This window comes from Halobacillus sp. A5 (genome assembly GCF_024189315.1).
GTDB lineage: Bacteria > Bacillota > Bacilli > Bacillales > Halobacillaceae > Halobacillus_A.
Map to the genome: position 1 here is coordinate 437,003 of NZ_JAIZEO010000003.1, position 22,819 is coordinate 459,821.

Below are 22,819 nucleotides of genomic sequence, written 5' to 3' on the forward strand. Positions count from 1 at the left end.
AGGAGGAGCATAAAATTCCCTCCTGATGCCGATTATTATCTAGAACGCCTTTATTATATGACTGGGATTGGATTATATAGTGTGGGCATTGAAGAAGGGCTGGGACAAAATGAGACTTTCTTTGATTACTATCGTTTTGTCCAGCCTTTTGTAATTTACTGTTCTTCCAATGCTTTTTTTAGACTGTTTGTAAACACCTCTGGAGGCTGTGCACCGGAAATAGCATATTTTCGATTAATAACAAAGAAAGGAACCCCTTGCACACCGATTTCTTGAGCTTCCTCTTCTTCACGTCGGACTTGATTCATATAAGATTCATTACTCAATGCTTCATTAACGATTCGCGAATCTAATCCTGCGTGTGAGGCTGTTTCCATTAGGGTATTTTCATCTCCTACGTCTCTTCCCTCAGTGAAAACGGCACGAAATAATATTTCTTGCATATCTTTTTTTAATTCGTAACGCTCAGCAATCTTAGAAACGATATGTGCTTTGAATGTATTTGTGGGAACCATCCGGCTGAATTGAAAATCTAAACCGGCTTCAGATGCCTGTTGAGACATTTGACTAGTCATCTCTTTTGCTTCACTTATACTTTTTCCATATTTCTTCGATAGTTTTTCTTCAATTGATATCCGCGTATTAACGGGCGCTTCCGGGTCAAGCTCGAAGCTTTTATAAACCACTTCGACCTTTGAGTCAGGTGGAAGGGTTAAAAGAGCCTGTTCTAACCTCCGCTTCCCGATATAGCAAAAAGGACAAACAAAATCTGACCAAACTTCAATTAGCATATTAATTCACCTCTGTATTTTATTCTAGTCGGAATAATAAAAAAATGCGATAACTTCGATTACATAAACCCTAATTTCCAGTGTAGAAATTAGTCTTATTTACACATGATAATTGTATGATTCTGTAATTTTTACAATTTTACAATAATTATTACGTTAATTTAATTTATACTTATGGGAATAGTAATTACTTTACTAAATTTTGAAGGAGGAAGAAAAATTTGAAAAAGAAAGCAGTACTTACCAGTATAGCTGCTGTACTGGCTTTGAGTCCATTTTCGAGCTCTTTTCCCACAGCCCAGGCAGAAACCAACGATCAGGCGGATGAATTATTTTTTTCTGAGTACATAGAAGGAAGCAGTTTTAATAAAGCGGTGGAAATTTATAACGGTACAGGTGAAGATGTCGATTTAGCAGATTATGAGATTGAACTTTATTCCAATGGATCTAGTGAAGCGACGGGCAGTTTTGATATGGAAGGTATGTTGGAAAATGGAGATGTTTTTGTTACAGCAAATAGTCAGGCCGGCGATGAAATCCTGGACGCAGCTGATGCCACGAACAACTCAGCCGTTAACTTTAACGGTGACGACCCCCTGGTATTAAAGAAAAACGATGAGGTAGTGGATTCAATAGGTCAGATTGGAAGTAACGATGAATTCGGAAGTGATGTCACTCTTATTCGGAAGGAAGAAGTTAAAAATGGTGACACCAATCCAGATGATGAATTTTCCGGTTCAGAAGAATGGAACAGCTATGCAGCGGATACTTTTGATTACTTAGGAACATATGAGTTGCCTGAAACGGAACCTGTTGAGCTGCAGACAATTGAAGAAGCCAGAGGATCAGAACCGGGCTCTACGGTAAAAGTTGAGGGGACAGTGACAGGAGCCTTTGATACAGGCGGTCAGACTAATTATTATATCCAGGATGATACAGCAGGTATCATCGTCCGGGTCCCCGGCAACCCAGTGAATACAGGAGATCAAATCACAGTCTCTGGAGAATTTTCAGACTACTATGGGATGCAGCAAATCCTTGCTTCTTCAGCGAATATGGAAATAGTGGAATCTGGTGCTGGGGTTCCAACTCCTCAAACTGTTACTTCTAATCAATTTGCAGATGATCAAGGAGAAGAAATAGAGGGAGAACTTGTAAGGGTAGAGGATGTGGAAGTTCTTTCTAAAAATAGTTATGGAGATTTTACGGTAGAGGATGAAAACGGAGAATTTGTCATAACACCCGAAGATGAAAACTTACTTGAAATCGGTAGTTCGTACGAGCAAATCACAGGGGTGGTCAATTACAGTTTTGAAGAATACAAGCTTGTTCCGCGAGACGAAAAAGATATAGTAGAAGTTGTGTTTGCAATTACTGCTAATCCCCAGCCCGGATCGATTGTAGAAGGTGGAGAGGTAGAGTTGAATACAGCGGAAGAAGGAGCAGCGATCCATTATACTACAGACGGTTCAACCCCTGACGCAGAAAGTCAAGTTTATGAAGAACCTATAACGATCGAAGAAGATACAACAATACAAGCCGTTGCAGTGCGGGAGAGTGGTGAGGTTAGTCCAGCAGCTGCTTTCTCTTATGAAGTTCTTACCCCAGTGGATGAAGTAGAAATTCATGACATCCAAGGAACAGGCCATACATCGCCTTATGAGGATGAGGTGGTTGAGAATGTAAGCGGAATAGTGACTAAGCTCGACGGATCAAATGGATTTTATATGCAGTCTATCACCCCTGATAATGATGTGGCTACTTCTGAAGGAATATACGTATATAACCCGTCGCATGAGGTTGAAGCAGGTGATGAAGTGAGTATTGGAGGAGAAGTGACAGAGTGGCAGGAAGAAGGATACTCTGATGCTGATGATTTATTAACTACTCAAATTTCAGCTTCAGATGTTGAAATACAATCCTCTGATAACCAAATTCCTGACCCTGTGGTTATTGGCAAAGACCGGGAACAGCCTACTGAAGTGATAGAGGATGACGACATGGAATCCTTTGATCCGGAAGAAGATGGTCTGGACTTTTATGAAAGTCTCGAAGGTATGTTAGTTGCAGTGGAGGATGCCACTGTATCTGCGCCTATCAGCTATGATGAGTTGTCAGTTTACGCTGACCCAAGTGAAGACCAATTGAAAACTCAGGCAAATGGACTGCTTATTTCCCCCGAAGACTATAATCCTGAAAGAATTATGTTTGATGTAGAGGGATTAGGGCTGGAAGCCGTCACGGGAGATCAGCTTGACGGAACAGCAGCAGGTGTTGTCAGCTACGATTACAGTAATTTCAAGATCCGCCCTGCCGAAGACTTCCCTGAACTAAGGGACGGTGACACAGCGCCCCAAGTTACTGAATTAGAAGGTACGGACGAGGAACTTTCTGTGGGCACATATAACATGGAGAACTTTTCAGCTGAAACGAATCCAGATAAAGCTGAACGGATCGGGGATCAAATTGCAAATAATATGAAGGCCCCTGATATTGTAGGACTTGTTGAGGTCCAGGACAATAACGGTCCTGAAGATGACGGTACAGTAGAAGCTGATGAGAGCTATGAAGCGCTTATACAGTCGATCGAAGAAGCTGGTGGTCCAAGTTATGAATATACGGATATCGCACCTGAAGACAAAGTCGATGGAGGCCAGCCTGGAGGGAACATTCGTGTAGGGTATATTTATAATCCTGAGCGTGTTTCCCTTACAGATAAGACAGCTGGTGATGCTTCCACTGCTGTAGATGTAAATGAAGAAGGTCTTTCCCACAACCCTGGACGCATTGACCCTGACAATGAAGCATTTGAGAATTCAAGAAAATCACTGGCTGCAGAGTTTGAATTTGATGGCGAAACGTTTATTTTAGTGAACAATCATTTTAATTCTAAAGGTGGAGATGATGCTTTGTTTGGTGCCTCTCACCCTGTAGAGTTGGGGAGTGAGGATCAGCGTATCCAGCAGGCAGAAATAATCAATGATTTTGTTCAGGAAGCAGAAGCTGGTGCAGAAGATGCCAATGTAGTAGTTATGGGGGATTTGAATGATTTTGAATTCTCAAACCCTTTACAGACTCTTAAAGGAAACGAGCTTGCAAACTTAATGGAGAATTTACCTTCAGAAGAACGATACTCTTACATTTACCAGGGGAATTCCCAAACCCTTGATCACATTTTAGTCAGCAATTCCTTGGAAGACAGAACGAAAATTGATGCTGTTCATATAAATGCTGACTTTTCAGAAGCAACTGGACGAGCCAGTGATCATGATCCTGTAGTGGCTCAAATAAATACGGCTAAACAAGAGGACAAGGACGAAGAAAAAGGGCATAATGGTAAAGCTAAAGGGCATGAGAAAGGGAAAGGAAAGGGGCACGAAAAAGGAAAAGGTGAAGGCCATAAGAAGCATCATTAAATGGTAATGTGATAAAGCCGAGTTTGATCAATTCGTTGATTGAACTCGGCTTTACATTACTGTTTATGGTCGATTGCAGCGCGGGAACGGTCTAAAGCTTCGATGACTTCATCGTAGTAGTTGGATACATAGGTCATAAACAACACATCAATGACATGAAGCTGAGCCAGCCGTGAAGAAGTTGCGGCGCTTCTTATCATGGCTTCTTCTGTTGGAGAAGTATATAAAGGGATATCTGCCATATGGGATAATGTTGTGGAACCGTACTTTGTAATGCTGATCGTTTTTAAATGATTCTTTTTTGCCAGTTTCATGAATTGAACTGCTTCCTTTGTTTCTCCTGAAAATGACACTGCAATTGCTACATCATTGGAGGAAGCATTGGAAAGTGAAGTATAGGATAGGTGAGAATCTTGTAAATAGAAAGCGTAGCGGCCGGCACGCAGGAATTTTTGCTGGGCGTCATATGCTACCAGACCTGAAGCCCCGACTCCAAATATGTGAACAGCGCCTGCGCGGTGTATTTCACTTACAGCTTGATCTACATCTTCCCGGCGCAGCATTTCTTCTGTTTCCTTCAATATTTGTATCCCGTTGTGCGTCATTTGTTCTATGATGCGGTGGGATGACTCGCCTTGGTCAATATCCCGGTATTCAATAGATGAAGGCTTTTGTACATCTCCAGCAATGCGCATCTTAAGTTCTTGAAAACCTTTTAAATCCAACGATTTACACAGTCTGATTACGGCAGCAGAGCTCGTACTGCTTTTCTCAGATAGTTCTTTTACCGTCATTGTAATAACAGATTCCGGGGAGGATAAAATGTATTGAGCAATTTTTCTTTCAGATGCAGGGAGGGACTTTTCAACACTTTTCAGCATAGACAGTCCGCCTGATATGTAGGACATTATTGGCAGCCTCCTTGTAATTCAGCTTACATGCCTACTTTTATTATATGCTATAATGAAAAATAATTTCAATATTAAATGAAATGTAATGAAAATAAGTTCTGGGGAGGAGTTATATGATAATTGGTATTGATGCGGGCGGAACAACGACTAAAGGAGCACTGATCAGCGGCGACAGACAAGTTCTTGCTGTATTTCACTCAGGTTTTGGTAATCCGCTCATTGATAAAGAAAAAGCCACAGCTCATATCAATGAAGTATTGCAAGCTTGTATTCAGGCAGCCGACCATCCCATTGTTCATGTAGTTATTGGAATGGCGGGATTCAGTACTGTGAAAGATCATTTTATAATCCCTGAAGAGTGGAGCAGACCATTTAAACTTACGATCGTCAACGACGCAGAATTAGCATTAGAAGCAGGAATTCCAGAGGGTGACGGTATTCTTACAATTGCGGGAACCGGCTCTATACATATTGGGAAAAAGACAGGCAAAATTTATACTTCTGGCGGGTGGGGTCATCTGCTGGGTGATGAAGGAGGAGGCTATGATATAGGGAAAAATGCAATTAGGACAGTCCTTAAAGATCTCGAATCCCTGCATTCTGCAAGTGAATTCTCTAAGTCGCTTCTTAATCATATTAACTGTATTAATGCATCAGGAGTAAAGGCTTGGTTTTACGCTCAAGATAAAACTGCAATAGCCAGCCTATCCAAATTTGTAAGTGATATGGAAAAAGAAAAGAACGGGACGGCTGCTCATATTCTCCACTCTTCCTGCAAGTCATTAGTAACCCAAATCAAACGTTTATATCATAGGATGGAGATGACGACTGAAGCAAAGCTGGTAATGGCAGGGAGCATTCTGCAAACTAATGATTTTTGTTATACGATAATTGATGAGGAACTCCAAGGGATGTTTAAGGAAGTGAGCAGGCTGAATGAACCTGCTTATATAGGGGCTTATACAATAGCCGGATATAAATAGACTTATTCTCCAGACCGAATAGTGATTTGAATGATGAATCTTCTCTCCCGTGGAAACGTAACTTTTATTATTCTAGTTTTTTCTGTCCGATTTTTTTAAATCGGACTTTTTTGTGTGTGATTTGACATATACCTTGAAATTAAGAGGAAATTGATTCATAATATTCATTAAATTCGAATTATTTAAAAATTTTTTTTGCGTATGAATGACAGCGCTTTCAATAGGAGGATAATATGCTTACTGTTATTTTGCTTTCACTAATTACTGTACTATCTGTTGTATTTGCTCTTAAACGAAAACGTCCTCTCTACCTGGCTTTGCCGGTAGTATCATTAATCGGATTTGCATTTGTGAAAATCTTAATGGTCCCTATGCCGTTCTGGGATACTGTTAAATTCATTTTTAATTTAAGAGGATAATACACCATTGAAAGGAGGTGGGAATTTGAGGAAACTCGATCAAAAGAAAGCAGATGCTTATTTTAAATTAAGGACAACGATGATTATTATTTATTTATCTATTGGATTTCTAGTTTCTTATGTTGTGGTATTCAATGCCGAGGCACTGTCTACTTTTAATGTTATCGGCATTCCTTTTCATTATTATATGGGCGCTCAAGGGGCAGTGCTTACTTTTATTGTCCTGCTATTTATTAATGCAATCATCAGCGATAAAATTGACAAAAAATTTGGCTTCAATCCTGAATACGTTGATACAGCGGATAACTCTAAGGTTGAGGATCAATAAGGAGAGTGAATGGTTGTGGATGGACAGTTTTTGGTTTCAATATTGCTCATTGGCTCGACATTTGCCTTATACATAGGGATTGCTATTTTCAACACGGCTAAACAAACATCTGAATTTTATGTGGCCGGCCGCGGTGTACCGCCTGTGTTTAATGGTATGGCAATAGGAGCAGATTGGATGAGTGCGGCTTCATTCATTGGTATGGCAGGCACCGTCATGGTTCTTGGATACGATGGTTTAGCTTATATTATGGGATGGACAGGAGGTTATCTCCTATTAACCTTCCTATTAGCGCCGCAATTGCGTAAATACGGCAGATATACTGTACCCGAATTTATTGGAGACCGTTATCGAAGCGATACAGCTCGTTTAATAGCTGCAGTGGCTACCATAATTATTAGTTTTACTTACTCAGTCGGTCAGCTCTCCGGCTCAGGAGTTGTAATAGGCAGGCTCCTTGAAGTTAACACTGCTGTCGGAACAATGATTGGCGTAGTACTGATTGCTTTTTACTCAGCTATGGGTGGAATGAAGGGAATCACATGGACTCAAGTAGCTCAATACTTAGTGCTTATTATCGCCTACTTAATTCCAGTCATATTTATGTCGCTTCAGCTGACATCCAATCCAGCCCCCTGGCTGTCGTATGGTGAAGTAATAGGCAGTATGAGAGAGCTGGATCAGGAGTTAGGGATTTCGGAATATGTAGTACCATTTACTGAAGCTACAAAATGGCAGTTTTTAGCCCTCATGTTTACATTAATGGCAGGTACAGCAGGACTGCCTCACGTAATTGTCAGGTTTTATACTGTTGCAACTATGAAAGCTGCTCGTTGGAGTGGTGCGTGGGCATTGTTGTTCATTGGATTACTTTATTTATCTGCACCGGTTTATGCCGCTTTTTCTCGTTTTATTCTTATGACTCAAGTGGCCAACTCTTCTATTGATGATTTGCCGGCCTGGACGGAGCCTTGGATCAACACAGGTCAACTATCTGTCGCCGATGAGAATGGGGACGGTATATTACAATGGGAAGAGCTTTCCATTCACAATGATATTGTGGTAATGGCCACACCTGAAATCGCCAATCTGGGGATTTTTGTTATTGGCCTTATGGCTGCAGGTGCTATGGCTGCTGCTCTTTCGACTGCGGGTGGATTAATGATTGCTATATCAGCAGCCTTATCGCATGATATATATTATCGTTCCATTAATCCTAAAGCGAGCGAACGCAAGCGCCTTCTCGTAGGACGATACTCTATCGTTATAGCAACAGTTGCTGCTGGTCTGCTTGCTTTAAACCCTCCAGGTGCGATTACACAAATCGTAGCATGGGCGTTTGGTTTAGCATCAGGCTCCTTCTTTCCAGCACTGTTACTAGGGGTCTGGTGGAAGCGGGCAAATGGGCCGGGTGTCATTGCAGGTATGATTACTGGTCTGACCGTTACTCTTGGTTATATATTCTTTTCACAATCACTGGGTATCCAAGTACTGGGGATCATTGACACAGGCGCAGGCATCTTTGGAGCCGTTTCAGCCATCCTGGCGAACGTCATTGTATCGTTAAGTACAAAACCGCCTGCGCAGGAAGCACAGGATGAAGTTACTGACTTACGGTATCCGGAACAAATGCATTATAAAGATGGGGAAGTATGGTTGAAAGAATAATCTCGTTAAGCTGACTGTCGATTAAATGGCAGTCAGCTTTTTATTCGTCATTGAACGTAAGAATTTGGTAGACTAATAGAATCGATGATTTCAAGAGGAGAGAATGAAATGGCGATATTCTTTCAAGTTGTATTACCTGTTATATTAGTGTTTTTTTCTGGCTATTTATTGCAAAGATTTATCCGTCTGGAGATTAAATCTATTTCTACTGTGGTTCTTTACATACTTCTTCCTTGTTTAGTATTTGATACCTTTTATGATGCTGAGTTTAATCAAGAATATTTGATGATGGTCTTATTTTCAATAATATTACTACTCCTTATGCTACTCATTAATAAAGTTGCTTCAAAGACAGCCCGTTACTCCGTTTCCACAGAGAGTGGACTAATACTATCAACTGCCTTTATGAATGCGGGAAATTACGGGGCACCTATTGTACTTTTTGCTTTCGGCGAAGAAGGATTTGTATACTCTGTCTCTTTTATGATCATCCAGCAGATTGTCATGAATTTTTTTGGTGTGTATTACGCAGCAAAAGGAGCGGCGGGGGTTCGGCTCGCCATGGCGACGGTTATGAAAATGCCGCCGACATACGCTGTAGTGGTAGCCCTGACCGTAAAAATAGCGGGTGTTTCGATTCCTGAAAATGTAGCGGCGAGCGTAACTTTGGTCGGAGATGCTGCCATTCCAATTGTTATGATACTGCTTGGCATGCAATTGGCTAATATAACAGTCAAACAGCTGGATTGGGGGAAGATTACTTTTGCAGCCAGCCTAAGGCTGATCGGCTCGCCGCTTATTGCCTGGGGACTGACCATCCTTTTGCCAATGAGTGATTTGATGGCTAGTGTGCTAATTGTCTCAGCTGCCATGCCTTCAGCTGCAACTACAACCATGTACGCTGTTCAATTTGATTCAAAGCCTGAACTGGTTTCAAGTATTACTTTAATTACAACTTTACTCAGCGTGGTTACCATCCCGGTGGTTTTAAATATTCTGTAGCACTTGTAAATAGTGCCTTTTGTACTCAGGGGATAGTGGAAGATTATCCATGGGTAACCAGCTGATACTCAGTTTAATGGACATGACTTTCATTCAGTAATATTTAATGGTTGAAGGAAAAAACGAAAGCTCTTTCTATGAATTCAATTAGTAAAATATTAGTTTCTTTAAAAATACAAATTATGAGAAAAACTGGGATGTGCGGCAGTATTGTTGCACGTTCCGGTTTTTTTCTAATTATTGGCTGCTTTTTTCTTTTCTTGATTTAAAAAACATATATAAATTACCTAAAATCATGGCAATAGATAAAGCTACACCTACCGACGAAAACTCTAATGGTGTAAAATATCCAACTAGCAAATATAAAGCAAAAAACAGGGCAAACATTAAATAAAACAATTCGATCTTCCTTCCTTTTTAACGTAGCTACAGTAAGAATAACATACCTCCCCACTCCTACACACTCGCATTAAACACGGAAAGCTTACTCCTGATCGATTTTCTTTTTCTTTTAACAGTTGAAGTACTGATTCCAGTGAGACATGATATCTCGTTAACCGTGTACTTCTGCAAGGACAAAGTCAGAATCTTTTTTTCTACACACGTCAGTCCAAAGTTTGAAAAAATATCATGCCAGAACAGGTGATCATCTAATGTATTGTATACGGATAAGGAAAGAAAACAAAAAGGAGATGGTGGTACTGCACGGCGCTTTAAGGATTTGTAGTAATACAGTAAGTGGTGGGTAAAATACGTAGAAAACTTGCACATTCCGCTCCGGTATCGAGATACGCATTTTACATAAACGAAGTAGGCTTCCTGTACATAATCTTCCTGAAGTGGAAGTTGAAGCTTATTAAGCGTGTGATAAATCAGAGGATAATACGATTGAAAATTTGAAAATGCTTTCGTCACGGGACACTCAATTCTAATTGAATATTCAATTTAATTTTTACGCGCAATCCTATTATTACGTATAATCTAAAAAAAAGAAATAGTTATCTGAAAATTACATTATTTATTTCAAAATTAAGTTTTTAAAGTAAATTTATACATGAAAATTAATTTTTCAACTTTTTTTGACACCAAAACAGCAGCTTCTAACGATTATACCTATAGAAAGGTATTTCAAAATGAATAGGAGCTTGCTTATGTATGTAAATGATCAGGAGTTCGAAAGAATCGTTTTAGAGAATGAAAGATTAATACATTACCACATTCACAGCTTACATATAAAAGATGCAAATGGAGATTTTTTCGCTATTGGCCTGGAAGCCTTATGGAAGGCTTACGAATCTTATGACCCTTCAGTTGGAAAATTTTCCACTTATCTCAGCTGGAAAGTACGAAACGCCCTCATCGATGAAATCCGCAGAGACTCGAAACGCCTCAAAAACCAAAACCTCCTGCTTCAAATGCAGTCATCATTATCCTGCCTCACTAGTGAAGATGTAATTATCGATCAATATCTATGGGACAAAATAAAAACAGAACTGACGTTAAATCAATGGAAATGGGTTTACTATTTTATTATCCATGATCTATCCGTTTCTCAAATTGCCGATATTGAAGGTGTTACGAGTGATGCTGTAAAGAATTGGGGAAGACATGCCCGAAAAAAACTTCGTAAAGTTCTCATAAAACAAACCACGCTCCAACTTTAATAGTTGGAGCGTGATTTTTATTTTTCAATGGTAATGTTTATTTTACTTAATCCAAGCGCTTTAGCAGCTTTAATCATGCGTGCAGCTTCTTGTTCGGCGTCGTGAATAGAAATATTATTTCTTGATATATTTAGTGTTGTACCACCGAACAGAGGCAGAGTATCCGACTCTTCCTGGATCGCCTTTTCAGTACCAGCCTGAACTTCAGCTATAACGTCATGTTTGCTTCTATTAACACGGCCTCTAATTTTCCGCCCATGATAAACGACACTGGCGTATGGACAACCTGTCTCCTTAGAAATCTCTCGATAATTTTTTTCCGTCTCTTCGATCAGTCTTTTTACTTCACCTAAATCATAATCATATTGTTTGCTCTTCTTTGCCATAAACTTAAACCCCTTTATTAATATCTATTTATATTTTAACAAAAAAAATATATATTTATAGGATTAGTTATCACCATTATTATACAATTCCTACCTTTATTCGAGTTGGTTTTAACAATTTGCAGCTATGGTAAAAAAATGAACCAGTGAATAGATCACTGGTTCAAAGCAGGACTAACAGAAGCAGAAACTCCGCTTAGGTCGGCTTTTAAGAATTCTACTTGATAATTTGGGAAATGATCGTTTAACGCTGCTAATTGTCTTTCACCAGCATGGTGAAAGAGTCCGATCATTGTAGGTCCTGCCCCGCTTATATAATGACCGAGAGAGCCATTATCTTCTAATATCTTTGACACGTGGGGGAAGTCTGGGATAAGGCCGCTTCGATAAGGCTGGTGCCACTTATCCTCTTTCATCATCCGGCCGACTAAAGGCCAGTCTTTTTCAGCCAGAGCAGCCACAAGTACATTAGCCATGCCGCTTGCATGTACTGCATCCTTGTAAGGAAGTTGGGCTGGAAGGATAGAGCGCGCTTCTTCCGTCTCTACATGATAATCTGGAATCACTGCCACCCATGTCAGCTGCTCTAATTCTTTCGAGAACCGGACTGATTCTAAGTTCACCCCATCGTAGCTGGACACTGTAATTCCTCCATAAATCGCCGGAGCCACATTATCCGGGTGACCTTCGATCGTACAGGCAATCTTCAGCTTCTCACGTTCAGCTAACCTAAGAGAAAGGATTTGGTTTGCTAGTTCAATTCCTCCAACTACTGCTGTAGAGGAGCTGCCGAGCCCCCGCGCAATCGGTACTTCGTTGGTCATGGTTACCTTGTGGGCAGGTAATTGATCATATCCGTACTGATTCGCTGTAAACAATGCAGATTTATATATTAAATTCGACTTCCCCTCAGGAATAAAAGGTTGATCTTTTTTTTGTAATACAAAACTCCATTCACCAGCAGGCTCACAGTGGAGTGTCACATATTGAGACAAGGCCATTCCTATTGAATCAAAACCTGGTCCCAGGTTTGCAGATGTTGCTGGAACTCGTATGGTGATCATGATTGTACTCCAGCGGCTTGAGCAAATTGATTTAAGTCGTTCTCGATGACAATTGGTCTGATTTTGCTTTTCTCTATGGCTGTAGTTGGATCTTTAAGTCCGTTACCAGTAAGAACATGAACCACTTTAGAACCTTTAGGGATTGAACCATCTTTTACTTTTTTGATCGTACCTGCAAGAGAGGCGCATGAAGCGGGTTCAGCAAAGACTCCTTCTGCGCTGGCTAACCATTGATAAGCTTCCACTATATCTTCATCGGTTACTTCGTTAATGCTTCCTTTTGATTCTTCTGCAGCTATAAGGGCTGGCTGCCAGCTTGCAGGATTACCAATTCGGATAGCAGTAGCCAGCGTTTCCGGATTTTCAATTACTTGATTTCTCACAATTGCCGCTGAACCACTTGCTTCAAAACCAAGCATTTGCGGCAGCTTCGTACTGTGTGCTTCATGATATTCTTTAAACCCACGCCAGTAAGCTGTAATGTTCCCTGCATTCCCGACAGGAATAGAAAGAAAGTCGGGTGCATCTCCGAGTACATCACATACTTCAAAAGCAGCGGTTTTTTGACCTTCTATTCTGTAAGGGTTAACCGAATTAACAAGTGTAATGGGTTCAGTTTCTGCAATTTGACGTACAATTTGTAAGGCCTGGTCAAAATTCCCCTTAATTGCAAAGATCTCTGCTCCGTACATTACAGCCTGAGCAAGCTTGCCTTCTGCAATTTTCCCATCAGGTATAACGACAATACAGCGTAAACCTGCTCTAGCTGCAAAAGCTGCTGCTGAAGCGGAAGTGTTTCCCGTTGAAGCACAGATTACTGCTTTTGATCCTTCTTCAATAGCTTTTGCCATGGCAAGCACCATGCCCCGGTCTTTAAAAGAACCTGTTGGATTTGCTCCTTCAATTTTTACATAAGCTTCAATCCCTAATTCTTCTGAAATTGTTGGTATTGGTAACAGTGGAGTATTTCCCTCATGCAATGTTAGTTTTGGTGTTTCCGGTGTAACTGGTAATAGATCTTCATATTTGTCTAATAAACCCTTCCACATATCAATTGCTCCCTTCTACACGGAAAACACTATCGACAGATCGAATCGAAGATAGGCTTTCTAAATCTTTAAATGCTCTCTCGAAATCTTCTTCGCTTACTTGGTGAGTAATCATCATTAATTCACGTTCATCGTGTTTATCAGCTTCACGCTGGATGATTTGATCAAAGGAAATACCATATTCAGCAAATATTTTTGTAAGCTCCATAAGCATGCCTGGCTGATCATGAACATGAAGTCTCATATATTTTTTGGTCAGTTGATCTTTTTTTTCTTTCACTAGTTTAGGGAACTGAGGCTGGACGTAGGCTGAGCCTGAAGTTCCTAATCTTAAGCTTTTAACAACGGCTATAAGATCTGAAACGACGGCAGTCGCAGTAGGAAGCTTACCTGCACCTGGACCGTAGAACATTGTTTCTCCAACGGCATCCCCATAAACATATACAGCATTATATTCATCATTTACCGAAGTAAGCGGATGTTCACTAGGGAGTAACGTGGGTTCGACACTTACAGAAACCCCTGTATTATCGTGTTCTGCTACACCGATAAGTTTTACAGAATAGCCAAGCTGTTCAGCATATTGAATGTCTGCCAGTGAAATGCCTCGAATTCCTTTAACTTCTACATCTTCTAAATTAAACGGCATGGAGAAACCTAATATTGATAAGATTGTCATTTTTCTGGCAGCATCCAGCCCATCTACATCAGCCGTTGGGTCAGCTTCAGCGAACCCAAGCTCCTGAGCTTCTTTAAGCACGGCGTCGAAATCTACACCTTCTTTAGTCATTTTCGTTAAAATGTAGTTTGTTGTACCGTTAACAATGCCCATCATTTTTCGAATTTTATCAGATGACAGTCCATCTAATATGGAACGGATAATCGGAACACCGCCAGCTACACTAGCTTCGTAAAATAGGTCACACTTGTTTCTGGAGCTCGCTTCAAACAATTCGGCCCCATGCTGTGCTACAAGGTCTTTATTAGCTGTAACTATATGTTTACCATTTTCAATCGCTTCACGCAGAATTGTTAGAGTGTGATCGATTCCACCCATAACCTCCACCACAACATCAATCTCCGGATCCTGCGTGATGTCTTCATAACGATCCGTTAATTGAGTTGAAGTGTTGTCGATATCCCGGGGTTTTGATAAATTACTTACGAGCACAGTCTTAATAGTGACATTACACCCTGTTTTATGTTGAATACTTTCTTTATGGTCTTCAAGAATTTCAATTACACCGCTTCCTACAGTGCCTAATCCTAATAAGCCCACAGTAATTGTGTCCTTCATCGTTCACACTCCTTGTCCACTTGAAATATACATATTTATATTTGTAATGGACATTGTAACGGAAAGGCAGAGGATGTACAAGGTAAAATAGATTAGTAATTTAAGTATTTTCTTAAAAGTCTGGTATTACAGCACTTATACTCGACTGAACAAAGAAGTAACTCAGTATACAAAAAATATTTTGTCTCAAGTTTAAAAATTACATACTATTAAAATAGAGATTTATTTCTTGGTTTTCCAAAAATAAGAAAAATCAGACAATCTTCGACAAATAATGACTTATTTTTATTTAATATTTAATAACTTTACGTAAAGTCATACATATTGACTAAATTATCAAAATACATTATAAGTAAAAATACCTACTAAAGAAAGGGGGGCGAGAAATGAACAGCTATGAAAGTTTAATTAAACCTATTATTGAAGAAATGGGGATTTCAGGTAAAGCGGATCTTTTTCTAAAAGAAGGAATGGAAGCCGTACATACATTTATTGCAATTCATAATGAAGCAAGTGTCCATCAGCTCAGCATAGTCATTCGCAGTCACTTTCGTTCACTATTATCACCTTCAAGTGATTAGGAAAAGCTGTGTGACGGCAGCTTTTCCTTATGATTATTTTTCAGCTTTATTTTTATTGACAAATAAGAGATAATAGAATAAAATACTGAAAATTCTGATCATAAGGGGTGGCAAAAAATGTTAAATGTGAAAATGTTAAAACCGTATTATGTGAAAGAAGATAAGCGTTTTATACGCGTTGTGTTAGCCTACCAGTATTTTTCTTTGTTTATAGATGAGGAACTGTATCAATTTATCCCTATGGAATCCAGAGAAATAATAATTGATCGAAAAAACAACCGTGTTCACAATGTGTTCGATATCTTTGTGTTTCAGCGGGGAAAACGGATTGTTTATGTGTCGGTAGCAGACCTATTAAAGCTTCCTGATTTTCTAACTCATTTACACGGTATTACATCACCTTATGAATCTGGGCAGAGTCAGAAAGAAAAAACATTTAATGTTGACGGCGAATTAGAAATAATTATTGAAGATCTGGAAAAAGAAAACCTGAGGCGGCTTATTAACAGAGCTATTGACAGCTCTGATAAGAAAGCGTTTACACTACTATCTGAAGTATGGAATGAAGAATATTGCTGAACCACTCTTTTAAAACAGAGTGGTTTTTTATTGCGTTTTTGTTCTTAATAAAGAAAAAAACCTTTTAATTCTTAATTTTATTAGATATAATAAAAATATATAATTCTTTATTGAGAACAATTATTCGCTGGAGACAGATTGTTTAATGTAAGGAAAAGGAGGCTGGTATAAATGGCTGCTATAGGAGAACGTATTCGAGGTTTGCGGTTAGGAAAAGGTTTATCTGTTAATCAATTTGCTAAATCATCAGGAGTTTCAAAGTCATATATAAGCAATATTGAAAGAGGTGTCCAAAAAAACCCTTCATTAAGTGTTATGAGGAAACTGGCAGAGACTTTAGATGTTCCACTTGAAGATTTATTATCGCACGTAAATGATCAGCATAAAACTAAATAATAAACAGAAAGGGGATAGGGGATGAGGCACAAACATTTGGATGAAGAATGGATTAAGTTAATGAAAGAAGCTAAACGACTCGGCCTCGATATAGAAGAAGTACGTAAATTTTTGAGGAAAGAGGGTTGAGGCTAATTGAAAGGGAAAGTCGTGTTTACGAGATTAGCAGCTCGTCCCAATTGTATAAGTTCACCGCTTCCTCCCGTACTTTTATTTAAAGGAATAACATGTCATTTAAATCCGGTCGTGAGTCAATTCTCCCAATTAATGGTTAAGTCGCACCACACCATTATTAGCAGTCAAGGCGAAGTGGCGGCATATTTCAATAACCAAAAGCAGAAGGATCCCATGACAGCCGTGCAGGGTGACGAATCCCCTTTATCATATCTGCAGGCTGCTATTTGTATACAGGAGTTACAAAAATACTGCATAGAGACTGATCAGGAGTGGCATGCAGATCAGATTATGGATAATACGATTTTCACATATCTCTTATGGTCTAATAGAAAAAAATACAATCCAATATTTTTTTACGATTCCTTAAATCATCCGGTTATTATTTTCTACACTTATCACATTGGTTCTTCCTTTTATATCATAAAGCACATTCATCGTTTTGATTATGAAGGATACTGCCAGAAAATAGGGAGTAAAGTGATTAGCTCAGGGTATGATGATACTATTCCGTGGGAAAGAATGTCCTAACATTTTACTGTGTATTATATTCGAGTTTTTTTTACAATATCTTTTTCCAAAAAAAACTAAAAAATTAATATATTTTGAAAAAAATCTGAAAAAAATACAAAACTACGATAATAATAGACGGTATAATAGCCTTAGTTATATAGGGATAGGGCAGGGGGCTTACATACTGCAGATAGTAGAAGCTTCCATAATTTTAACGGGGAGGTTCATCTATGATGAAAGCAATTCCTGATCAGAAGGCGCTAGATACAGAGTGGGTAAAGTTAGTTAAGGAAGCCAGGGATTTGGGGTTAACTATTGAAGAGGTAAGAGAGTTTATAAAAATGAAAAGTTCTCATTAACGAACATCAGCCTTCTGCTGATGTTATTTTTTTGTAAATGAACTATAGTAGTATTAAAGGGAGGGTGTTCATTTGAGGTCAGGTCACATTGAATTATTTGAGCTGTTAAGAGATTGTTCTAATTCGTTTCAAACTCCTATTCTGGTTTTTAATGATAACGAAAAGTTAATCCGTCATTTTCCCGATCAATTCCACAGGCCTCCTGAAATATTTCATGATGTTTTTTATCAGTGTCTGAGGGATAGTAAGAAGAGCCCTTTCCAGCTTCAATTATTTGCTGATCTTTATTATCAATACTTCTTTTTCTATCCTATTAAGAATAATTATGATGAATTTACATATATTGGGATTGGACCGTACTTGATGCAGGAAGTGGGTAAATTTCAAGTGCGGAAAATGCTTGTGCTGCATGGTATGGATTTTTCTTTTGAGACAGAGGCAATTGAATATTTCAGTAAACTGCCCGTTATTACCTTCAAGAAGTTAGAATCAATCGAACGTCTTTTGAATTTGCTAATGCCTGGGAAATCTGAAAGCCATTCGATAGGTCAGCTCCCTACTGAAGAATGGGAAGATTACCGGGAATTTAAAAGTAACCATTTGAATGCGAAATATTCGCGTCATCTTTTAGAATTGAATGAGAATTTTAATAAATTTTTTAAACAAGGTGATGCGCGGGCTTTAAAAGAATATCAAAAGCTTAGGAGGTCTTCGCTTTTTCCACTCGGCAATGGTGATGAGATTAGATCAGCAAAAAATAATATTATTACTCTTATCTCGAAGCTCACTCGCATTGCAATAGAAGAAGGAATTGCCAAAGGGGAAGCTTTTTCATTGCACGATTTCTATATTAACTTCCTTGAATCTAAAGATGATATAAACGAACTCTCGCATTTAGAATTAACTATTGTTCAGGCTTATTTAAATGTCATGAAACAAAGAAACCAAACGAGCATAGTTTCTCCTCTAGTTCATAAAGCAAAAAATTATATCTATCAGAATTTAACTGAAGATATTAATCTGAAGGTTATAGCTGAAGAGCTTCATGTAAATCCGAATTATCTTTCAAGCGTGTTTAATAAGGATACTGGTACTTCAATAACTAAATATATTAACGCCCAGCGCGTTAAAGAAGCGAAAGAATTGTTAACCAACACCCAGTATTCCTTAATGGAAATTAGTATTCTATTAGGGTATAACAGTCAAAGCTACTTTACGAGAGTATTCAAAAAACATGAAGGAATAAGCCCGAAAGATTTTCGACAAAAATTACAATCCGCTTATTTAACTTAGCCTCCTGTACATTTAGCGGAAGTTCTTTGAGTTAATAGAAAAATTTATACTATTTTTTGACGTATTATGTTAAAATTAAACAATATTTAAGTTATGCGAGGATATTTATGAGAAAGCTTGTTTACTGGCTGCCTGTGATGTTATGGATGACTATAATCTATTATTCTTCATCTACACCATATGAAAAACAAAATATAAAACCCTTGCTGGGAAGCTGGTTCGACCTCTCCTGGCTGGAACCTTATTTAAACAGAGTGAGCTTTACATACAACACCAAGGAAGTTAGTGCAGCTGCTCTGGGAGTGGAAGGATTCATTGAATTCTTTATAAGAAAAGGCGCTCATTTAGGGGTGTTTTTTGTTCTGACACTGCTTTTTTACTATGCCTTTTCCCATTCGCTGCAAGGAAGAAAGTTTTTAATTTTGGTTGTGGCTTCCTGGACGGGGGCGGTATTGTATGCTGTTTTTGATGAATGGCACCAGGGACTCACGCCAAATCGGACTCCTTATGCTGGAGATGTGATACTGGACGCTGCAGGCGGGGGTCTGGCAGTAATTGTTATTTTTATAGTAGTTAGACGACGGACGAAAAAACACGTTTAGAATCGAATGAGTAAGGAATATAGGTATATAAGATAAAAAAGGGAAAAGGTGGGGGCAATGACAAAAGCAGAAGAGTTAAAAGAAATCATGCAAACGATTATTCAACAAACAGAAAGCTCCGAATTAGCATCCTCTCAAGATGTGATCAATCGACTAATTCAACAACTTCAAGCTTAAAAAGTATGAGCAGACTTTCTGCTCTTTTTTTGACTTTCAGCCACCTCGTAAACGCTTCAAATATGATATAATTTACTCCACTACATAATTTCAATTAATAGAAAAGGGATGAGTATATGAGCTGGTATCAAGAATACGAACGATGGAATACTTTCACTTCTTTAGATCCTACTCTGCGTACTGAACTTAATCAACTGCAGCAGGATGAACAATCACTTGAGGACGCTTATTATAAAAACCTTGAGTTCGGTACTGGAGGTATGCGCGGGAAACTTGGACCAGGAACGAATCGTATGAACATTTACACGATTAGAAGGGCCGCAGAAGGACTGGCATCTTATGTTAAAAGCCTTTCGGGTCAAGCTGAAGGTGTGGTCATAGCCTACGATTCGCGGTACATGTCTAAGGAATTTTCAGTAGAAACTGCTAAAGTGCTTGGTCGTCACGGTATTAAGACTTACGTTTTCTCTTCTTTAAGACCCACCCCGGAACTTTCTTTCGCTGTGCGTTACTTAGAAGCTGCAGCCGGAGTCGTTATTACTGCAAGCCACAACCCTCCAGAGTATAACGGGTTTAAAGCTTATAACTCAGATGGCGGACAGCTTCCTCCAGCTGAGGCAGAAACGGTAATTGATATGGTAAACCTAGTTGAGAATGAGCTTGAAATAGAAGTAGCTGTTCAAGAAGAATTAGAAAAAACAGGTTTACTGAAATGGATAGATACAGAGGTAGATGAAGCTTACTTAAATAAATTAAAGGAAGTGAATGTGAACCAGGAACTTCCGCATTTCGCGGGTGAGTTAAGTGTTGTGTTCACGCCACTGCACGGGACAGCTCAAATGCTTGTTGAGAAAGGTCTTAAGCAGATAGGAATTACCAATATTCATACAGTGGAAGAGCAGGCTGTTCCTGATCCGGAATTTAGCACGGTTGCTTCACCTAACCCTGAAGAACACCAGGCGTTTGAGCTGGCAATAGAAAAAGGAAGCCAGATTGGAGCAGATGTATTAATTGCTACTGATCCTGATGCAGACCGTCTGGGTGTAGCAGTTCCAAATTCAAGAGGAGACTACCAAGTACTTACCGGAAATCAGACCGGAGCACTGTTAATTGATTACCTATTATCTCAATCGAGCCACGTACCTGATAACGGAATAGTCATTAAGACCATTGTGACATCAGAATTTGGCCGTGTTATTGCAGATCACTACGGGGTAAGCAGTCTTGATACTTTAACAGGCTTTAAATTTATTGGTGAGAAGATTAAAGAATATGAAGCAACTAATCAACACACCTTCCTATTTGGATATGAGGAAAGCTACGGCTATCTTGTTAAAGACTTTGCACGTGATAAAGATGCCGTGCAGGCAGCTGTACTTGCTTCAGAAGTGGCAGCTTATTGGAAATCTAAAGGTAAAACCTTGTTAGAAGCTTTAGAAGATTTATACAAAAAGCATGGATACTTCCTTGAAGACCTGCAATCTCTTACTATGGAAGGGAAAACGGGATCTGAGAAAATCACTAAAATTATGACAGATTTCAGGAATAATCCTTTATCTAAAGCAGGCGGACTTGATGTAATAGCGGTTGAAGATTATACCACTTCCGAACGGAGACATAAAAACGGCACGGTCGAAAAAATTGAACTGCCTAATGCTAATGTTTTAAAGTTCATATTGGAAAACGACAGCTGGTTCTGTCTACGCCCTTCAGGCACGGAACCGAAAATAAAATTTTATTACGGTGTAAAAACGAGATCTGGTGAAGAGAGTCGTAAACTACTCGAAGCGGTTAAGCAATCTGTCAATGAATTAATTAGTGAAAGTGTATAAATGTAAGGAGCTCCATTTTTTGGGGCTTCTTTTTTTCAATTTGATTAGATTCTCTTTAAATCTTTGAGAAGAAAGAAATCATAAGAGTACCTATGGTATAATGGGGGACGGATGAATTTAAAGGGGTTTCCCTTGTGAATTAAGCGAGGATTATTATGAATATATATATAGAAATAGCCATAGCCCTATTTTTGTCTATGGCCGTAAGTTATTTATTAGTTTTTCCTGTGATTAAGTTAGCAAGAAAGTGGAGGATGATGGACCATCCGGAAGCTAGAAAGATTCATGCTGTTGTCACACCACGTATGGGGGGGCTTGCCATATTCGGAGGTGTAGCAGCAGGTATGCTTTACATTAGACCCGAAACACAATACTGGACGGCTATTTCAATAGGTGCGGTTATTATAGTTTTGACCGGTCTATTGGACGACCGTTATCAGATAAGTCCGTTAATGAAATTAGCTGGACAAATTTTGGCTGCTTCCGTTCTTATCTTTTCCGGCCTGCAGGTGGATATTCTAACTATTCCTTTCGTGGGGATGATTCCCCTGAGTGATCCAGTGAGTATTGTTCTGTCATTTTTTTGGATTATAGGAATTACGAATGCGATTAATTTAATCGATGGTCTTGATGGATTGGCAACCGGGGTCACTACCATCTCTTTAATCAGCGTTGCTGTCATGGCTCTTGCCCTGGAGCCGCAAATTTCAATAGTATTTCTATGTATTGTGTTAATAGGGAGTAATATTGGATTTCTGTTCCATAATTTCTACCCGGCTAAAATATATATGGGAGATTCAGGATCTCTATTTCTTGGCTACTCGATGGCTGTTATTTCAATGGTAGGTTTATTTAAAAATGTCACTCTCTTCAGCTTTATCATTCCTATTATTGTATTAGCTATTCCATTATTCGATACGCTGTTCTCTATTATGAGAAGGTTCCTAAACAACCAAAAAATTATGATGCCGGATAACAAACACATTCACTATCAAATTCTCGCTGCCGGATTCAGTCATAGAACGACGGTTCTTATCATTTATGGATTTAGTGCCCTTTTCGGCTTTCTCGCCATACTATTCTCTCTAACGTCGTTTGGAATCTCACTGGGACTTACGTTTTTTATTCTCTTTTTACTGCATTTATTTGCTGAGATGACGGGTGTAGTGCAAAGAGGAAAGCGTCCGGTGATTAATTTAATGCAGAAGCTGTTTTCAAATAAAAAAAACAGAACTCACAAAAAGGAAGAGGGAGAATAATTTAATGTGAACCCTCGTCAGTGTTTGCTGATAATAATTATGCCATTAAAAAGACACAGAAACGGGGCTTGCCGCG

At 39.1% G+C, this 22,819-nt stretch carries 24 protein-coding genes; 17 read left to right on the top strand and 7 right to left on the bottom strand.

The window, feature by feature from the left end; all coding sequences use genetic code 11:
* Positions 1-155 precede the first annotated feature (155 nt).
* On the bottom strand, positions 156-791 hold the full coding sequence (locus tag LF822_RS13945) for a DsbA family oxidoreductase (protein ID WP_253924676.1): 636 nt from the start codon (positions 789-791) through the stop codon (positions 156-158).
* A 221-nt stretch (positions 792-1,012) separates the two neighbouring features.
* Between LF822_RS13945 and LF822_RS13950 the strand changes: the two genes are divergently transcribed.
* On the top strand, positions 1,013-4,207 hold the full coding sequence (locus tag LF822_RS13950) for a chitobiase/beta-hexosaminidase C-terminal domain-containing protein (RefSeq protein WP_253924677.1): 3,195 nt from the start codon (positions 1,013-1,015) through the stop codon (positions 4,205-4,207).
* A 56-nt stretch (positions 4,208-4,263) separates the two neighbouring features.
* Here the strand turns inward: LF822_RS13950 and LF822_RS13955 are convergent, their stop codons facing one another.
* The gene (locus LF822_RS13955) at positions 4,264-5,115 is read right to left on the bottom strand and encodes a MurR/RpiR family transcriptional regulator (RefSeq protein ID WP_253924678.1); all 852 of its coding nucleotides are present in this window, start codon (positions 5,113-5,115) and stop codon (positions 4,264-4,266) included.
* Between the two features lie 116 nt (positions 5,116-5,231).
* Between LF822_RS13955 and LF822_RS13960 the strand changes: the two genes are divergently transcribed.
* The 5 genes from LF822_RS13960 (at position 5,232) to LF822_RS13980 (ending at position 9,518) form a co-directional block, all read left to right on the top strand.
* Complete coding sequence (locus tag LF822_RS13960) at positions 5,232-6,101, top strand: BadF/BadG/BcrA/BcrD ATPase family protein (protein ID WP_253924679.1); 870 nt, start codon at positions 5,232-5,234, stop codon at positions 6,099-6,101.
* Positions 6,102-6,334: 233 nt separating this feature from the next.
* Complete coding sequence (locus tag LF822_RS13965; RefSeq protein WP_253924680.1) at positions 6,335-6,520, top strand: hypothetical protein; 186 nt, start codon at positions 6,335-6,337, stop codon at positions 6,518-6,520.
* 25 nt (positions 6,521-6,545) lie between these two features.
* Positions 6,546-6,848 carry a DUF4212 domain-containing protein gene (locus tag LF822_RS13970; RefSeq protein WP_253924681.1) on the top strand — a complete coding sequence of 101 codons (303 nt, stop codon included), beginning with the start codon at positions 6,546-6,548 and terminating at the stop codon, positions 6,846-6,848.
* A 15-nt stretch (positions 6,849-6,863) separates the two neighbouring features.
* Positions 6,864-8,516, top strand: coding sequence for a sodium:solute symporter family protein (locus LF822_RS13975; protein ID WP_253924682.1), 1,653 nt, complete (start codon positions 6,864-6,866; stop codon positions 8,514-8,516).
* Positions 8,517-8,624: 108 nt separating this feature from the next.
* Positions 8,625-9,518, top strand: coding sequence for an AEC family transporter (locus tag LF822_RS13980; RefSeq protein ID WP_253924683.1), 894 nt, complete (start codon positions 8,625-8,627; stop codon positions 9,516-9,518).
* A gap of 237 nt (positions 9,519-9,755) precedes the next feature.
* Here the strand turns inward: LF822_RS13980 and LF822_RS13985 are convergent, their stop codons facing one another.
* Entirely contained in the window at positions 9,756-9,917 is a 162-nt protein-coding gene (locus LF822_RS13985) for a hypothetical protein (protein ID WP_253924684.1), read from the bottom strand.
* Between the two features lie 752 nt (positions 9,918-10,669).
* Between LF822_RS13985 and LF822_RS13990 the strand changes: the two genes are divergently transcribed.
* A complete protein-coding gene (locus tag LF822_RS13990) occupies positions 10,670-11,182 on the top strand; it encodes a sigma-70 family RNA polymerase sigma factor (protein WP_253924685.1) in 513 nt (170 codons plus the stop codon).
* A gap of 17 nt (positions 11,183-11,199) precedes the next feature.
* Here LF822_RS13990 and LF822_RS13995 read toward each other — a convergent pair whose 3' ends face one another.
* From LF822_RS13995 to LF822_RS14010, 4 genes are all read right to left on the bottom strand, one after another.
* A complete protein-coding gene (locus tag LF822_RS13995) occupies positions 11,200-11,568 on the bottom strand; it encodes a hypothetical protein (RefSeq protein WP_253924686.1) in 369 nt (122 codons plus the stop codon).
* A gap of 155 nt (positions 11,569-11,723) precedes the next feature.
* Positions 11,724-12,632, bottom strand: a complete 909-nt coding sequence (gene thrB / locus LF822_RS14000; RefSeq protein WP_253924687.1) for a homoserine kinase — start codon at positions 12,630-12,632, stop codon at positions 11,724-11,726.
* The gene (gene thrC / locus LF822_RS14005) at positions 12,629-13,681 is read right to left on the bottom strand and encodes a threonine synthase (protein ID WP_253924688.1); all 1,053 of its coding nucleotides are present in this window, start codon (positions 13,679-13,681) and stop codon (positions 12,629-12,631) included. Before thrC ends, thrB begins: the two co-directional genes overlap by 4 nt.
* A gap of 1 nt (position 13,682) precedes the next feature.
* Positions 13,683-14,978, bottom strand: coding sequence for a homoserine dehydrogenase (locus LF822_RS14010; RefSeq protein WP_253924689.1), 1,296 nt, complete (start codon positions 14,976-14,978; stop codon positions 13,683-13,685).
* Positions 14,979-15,364: 386 nt separating this feature from the next.
* Between LF822_RS14010 and LF822_RS14015 the strand changes: the two genes are divergently transcribed.
* From LF822_RS14015 to LF822_RS14060, 10 genes are all read left to right on the top strand, one after another.
* Positions 15,365-15,559, top strand: a complete 195-nt coding sequence (locus LF822_RS14015) for a hypothetical protein (RefSeq protein ID WP_253924690.1) — start codon at positions 15,365-15,367, stop codon at positions 15,557-15,559.
* Between the two features lie 117 nt (positions 15,560-15,676).
* The gene (locus LF822_RS14020) at positions 15,677-16,138 is read left to right on the top strand and encodes a hypothetical protein (RefSeq protein ID WP_253924691.1); all 462 of its coding nucleotides are present in this window, start codon (positions 15,677-15,679) and stop codon (positions 16,136-16,138) included.
* 171 nt (positions 16,139-16,309) lie between these two features.
* On the top strand, positions 16,310-16,534 hold the full coding sequence (locus LF822_RS14025) for a helix-turn-helix domain-containing protein (protein WP_253924692.1): 225 nt from the start codon (positions 16,310-16,312) through the stop codon (positions 16,532-16,534).
* Between the two features lie 21 nt (positions 16,535-16,555).
* Positions 16,556-16,663, top strand: coding sequence for an anti-repressor SinI family protein (locus LF822_RS14030; protein WP_253924693.1), 108 nt, complete (start codon positions 16,556-16,558; stop codon positions 16,661-16,663).
* 6 nt (positions 16,664-16,669) lie between these two features.
* Entirely contained in the window at positions 16,670-17,239 is a 570-nt protein-coding gene (locus LF822_RS14035; protein ID WP_253924694.1) for a hypothetical protein, read from the top strand.
* Positions 17,240-17,451: 212 nt separating this feature from the next.
* Positions 17,452-17,580, top strand: coding sequence for an anti-repressor SinI family protein (locus LF822_RS14040; RefSeq protein ID WP_253924695.1), 129 nt, complete (start codon positions 17,452-17,454; stop codon positions 17,578-17,580).
* 363 nt (positions 17,581-17,943) lie between these two features.
* A complete protein-coding gene (locus LF822_RS14045) occupies positions 17,944-18,873 on the top strand; it encodes a helix-turn-helix domain-containing protein (protein WP_253924949.1) in 930 nt (309 codons plus the stop codon).
* Between the two features lie 107 nt (positions 18,874-18,980).
* On the top strand, positions 18,981-19,475 hold the full coding sequence (locus LF822_RS14050) for a VanZ family protein (RefSeq protein ID WP_253924696.1): 495 nt from the start codon (positions 18,981-18,983) through the stop codon (positions 19,473-19,475).
* A gap of 293 nt (positions 19,476-19,768) precedes the next feature.
* Entirely contained in the window at positions 19,769-21,484 is a 1,716-nt protein-coding gene (locus LF822_RS14055) for a phospho-sugar mutase (RefSeq protein WP_253924697.1), read from the top strand.
* 155 nt (positions 21,485-21,639) lie between these two features.
* A complete protein-coding gene (locus LF822_RS14060; protein ID WP_253924698.1) occupies positions 21,640-22,743 on the top strand; it encodes a glycosyltransferase family 4 protein in 1,104 nt (367 codons plus the stop codon).
* The last annotated feature ends 76 nt before the right edge of the window (positions 22,744-22,819 follow it).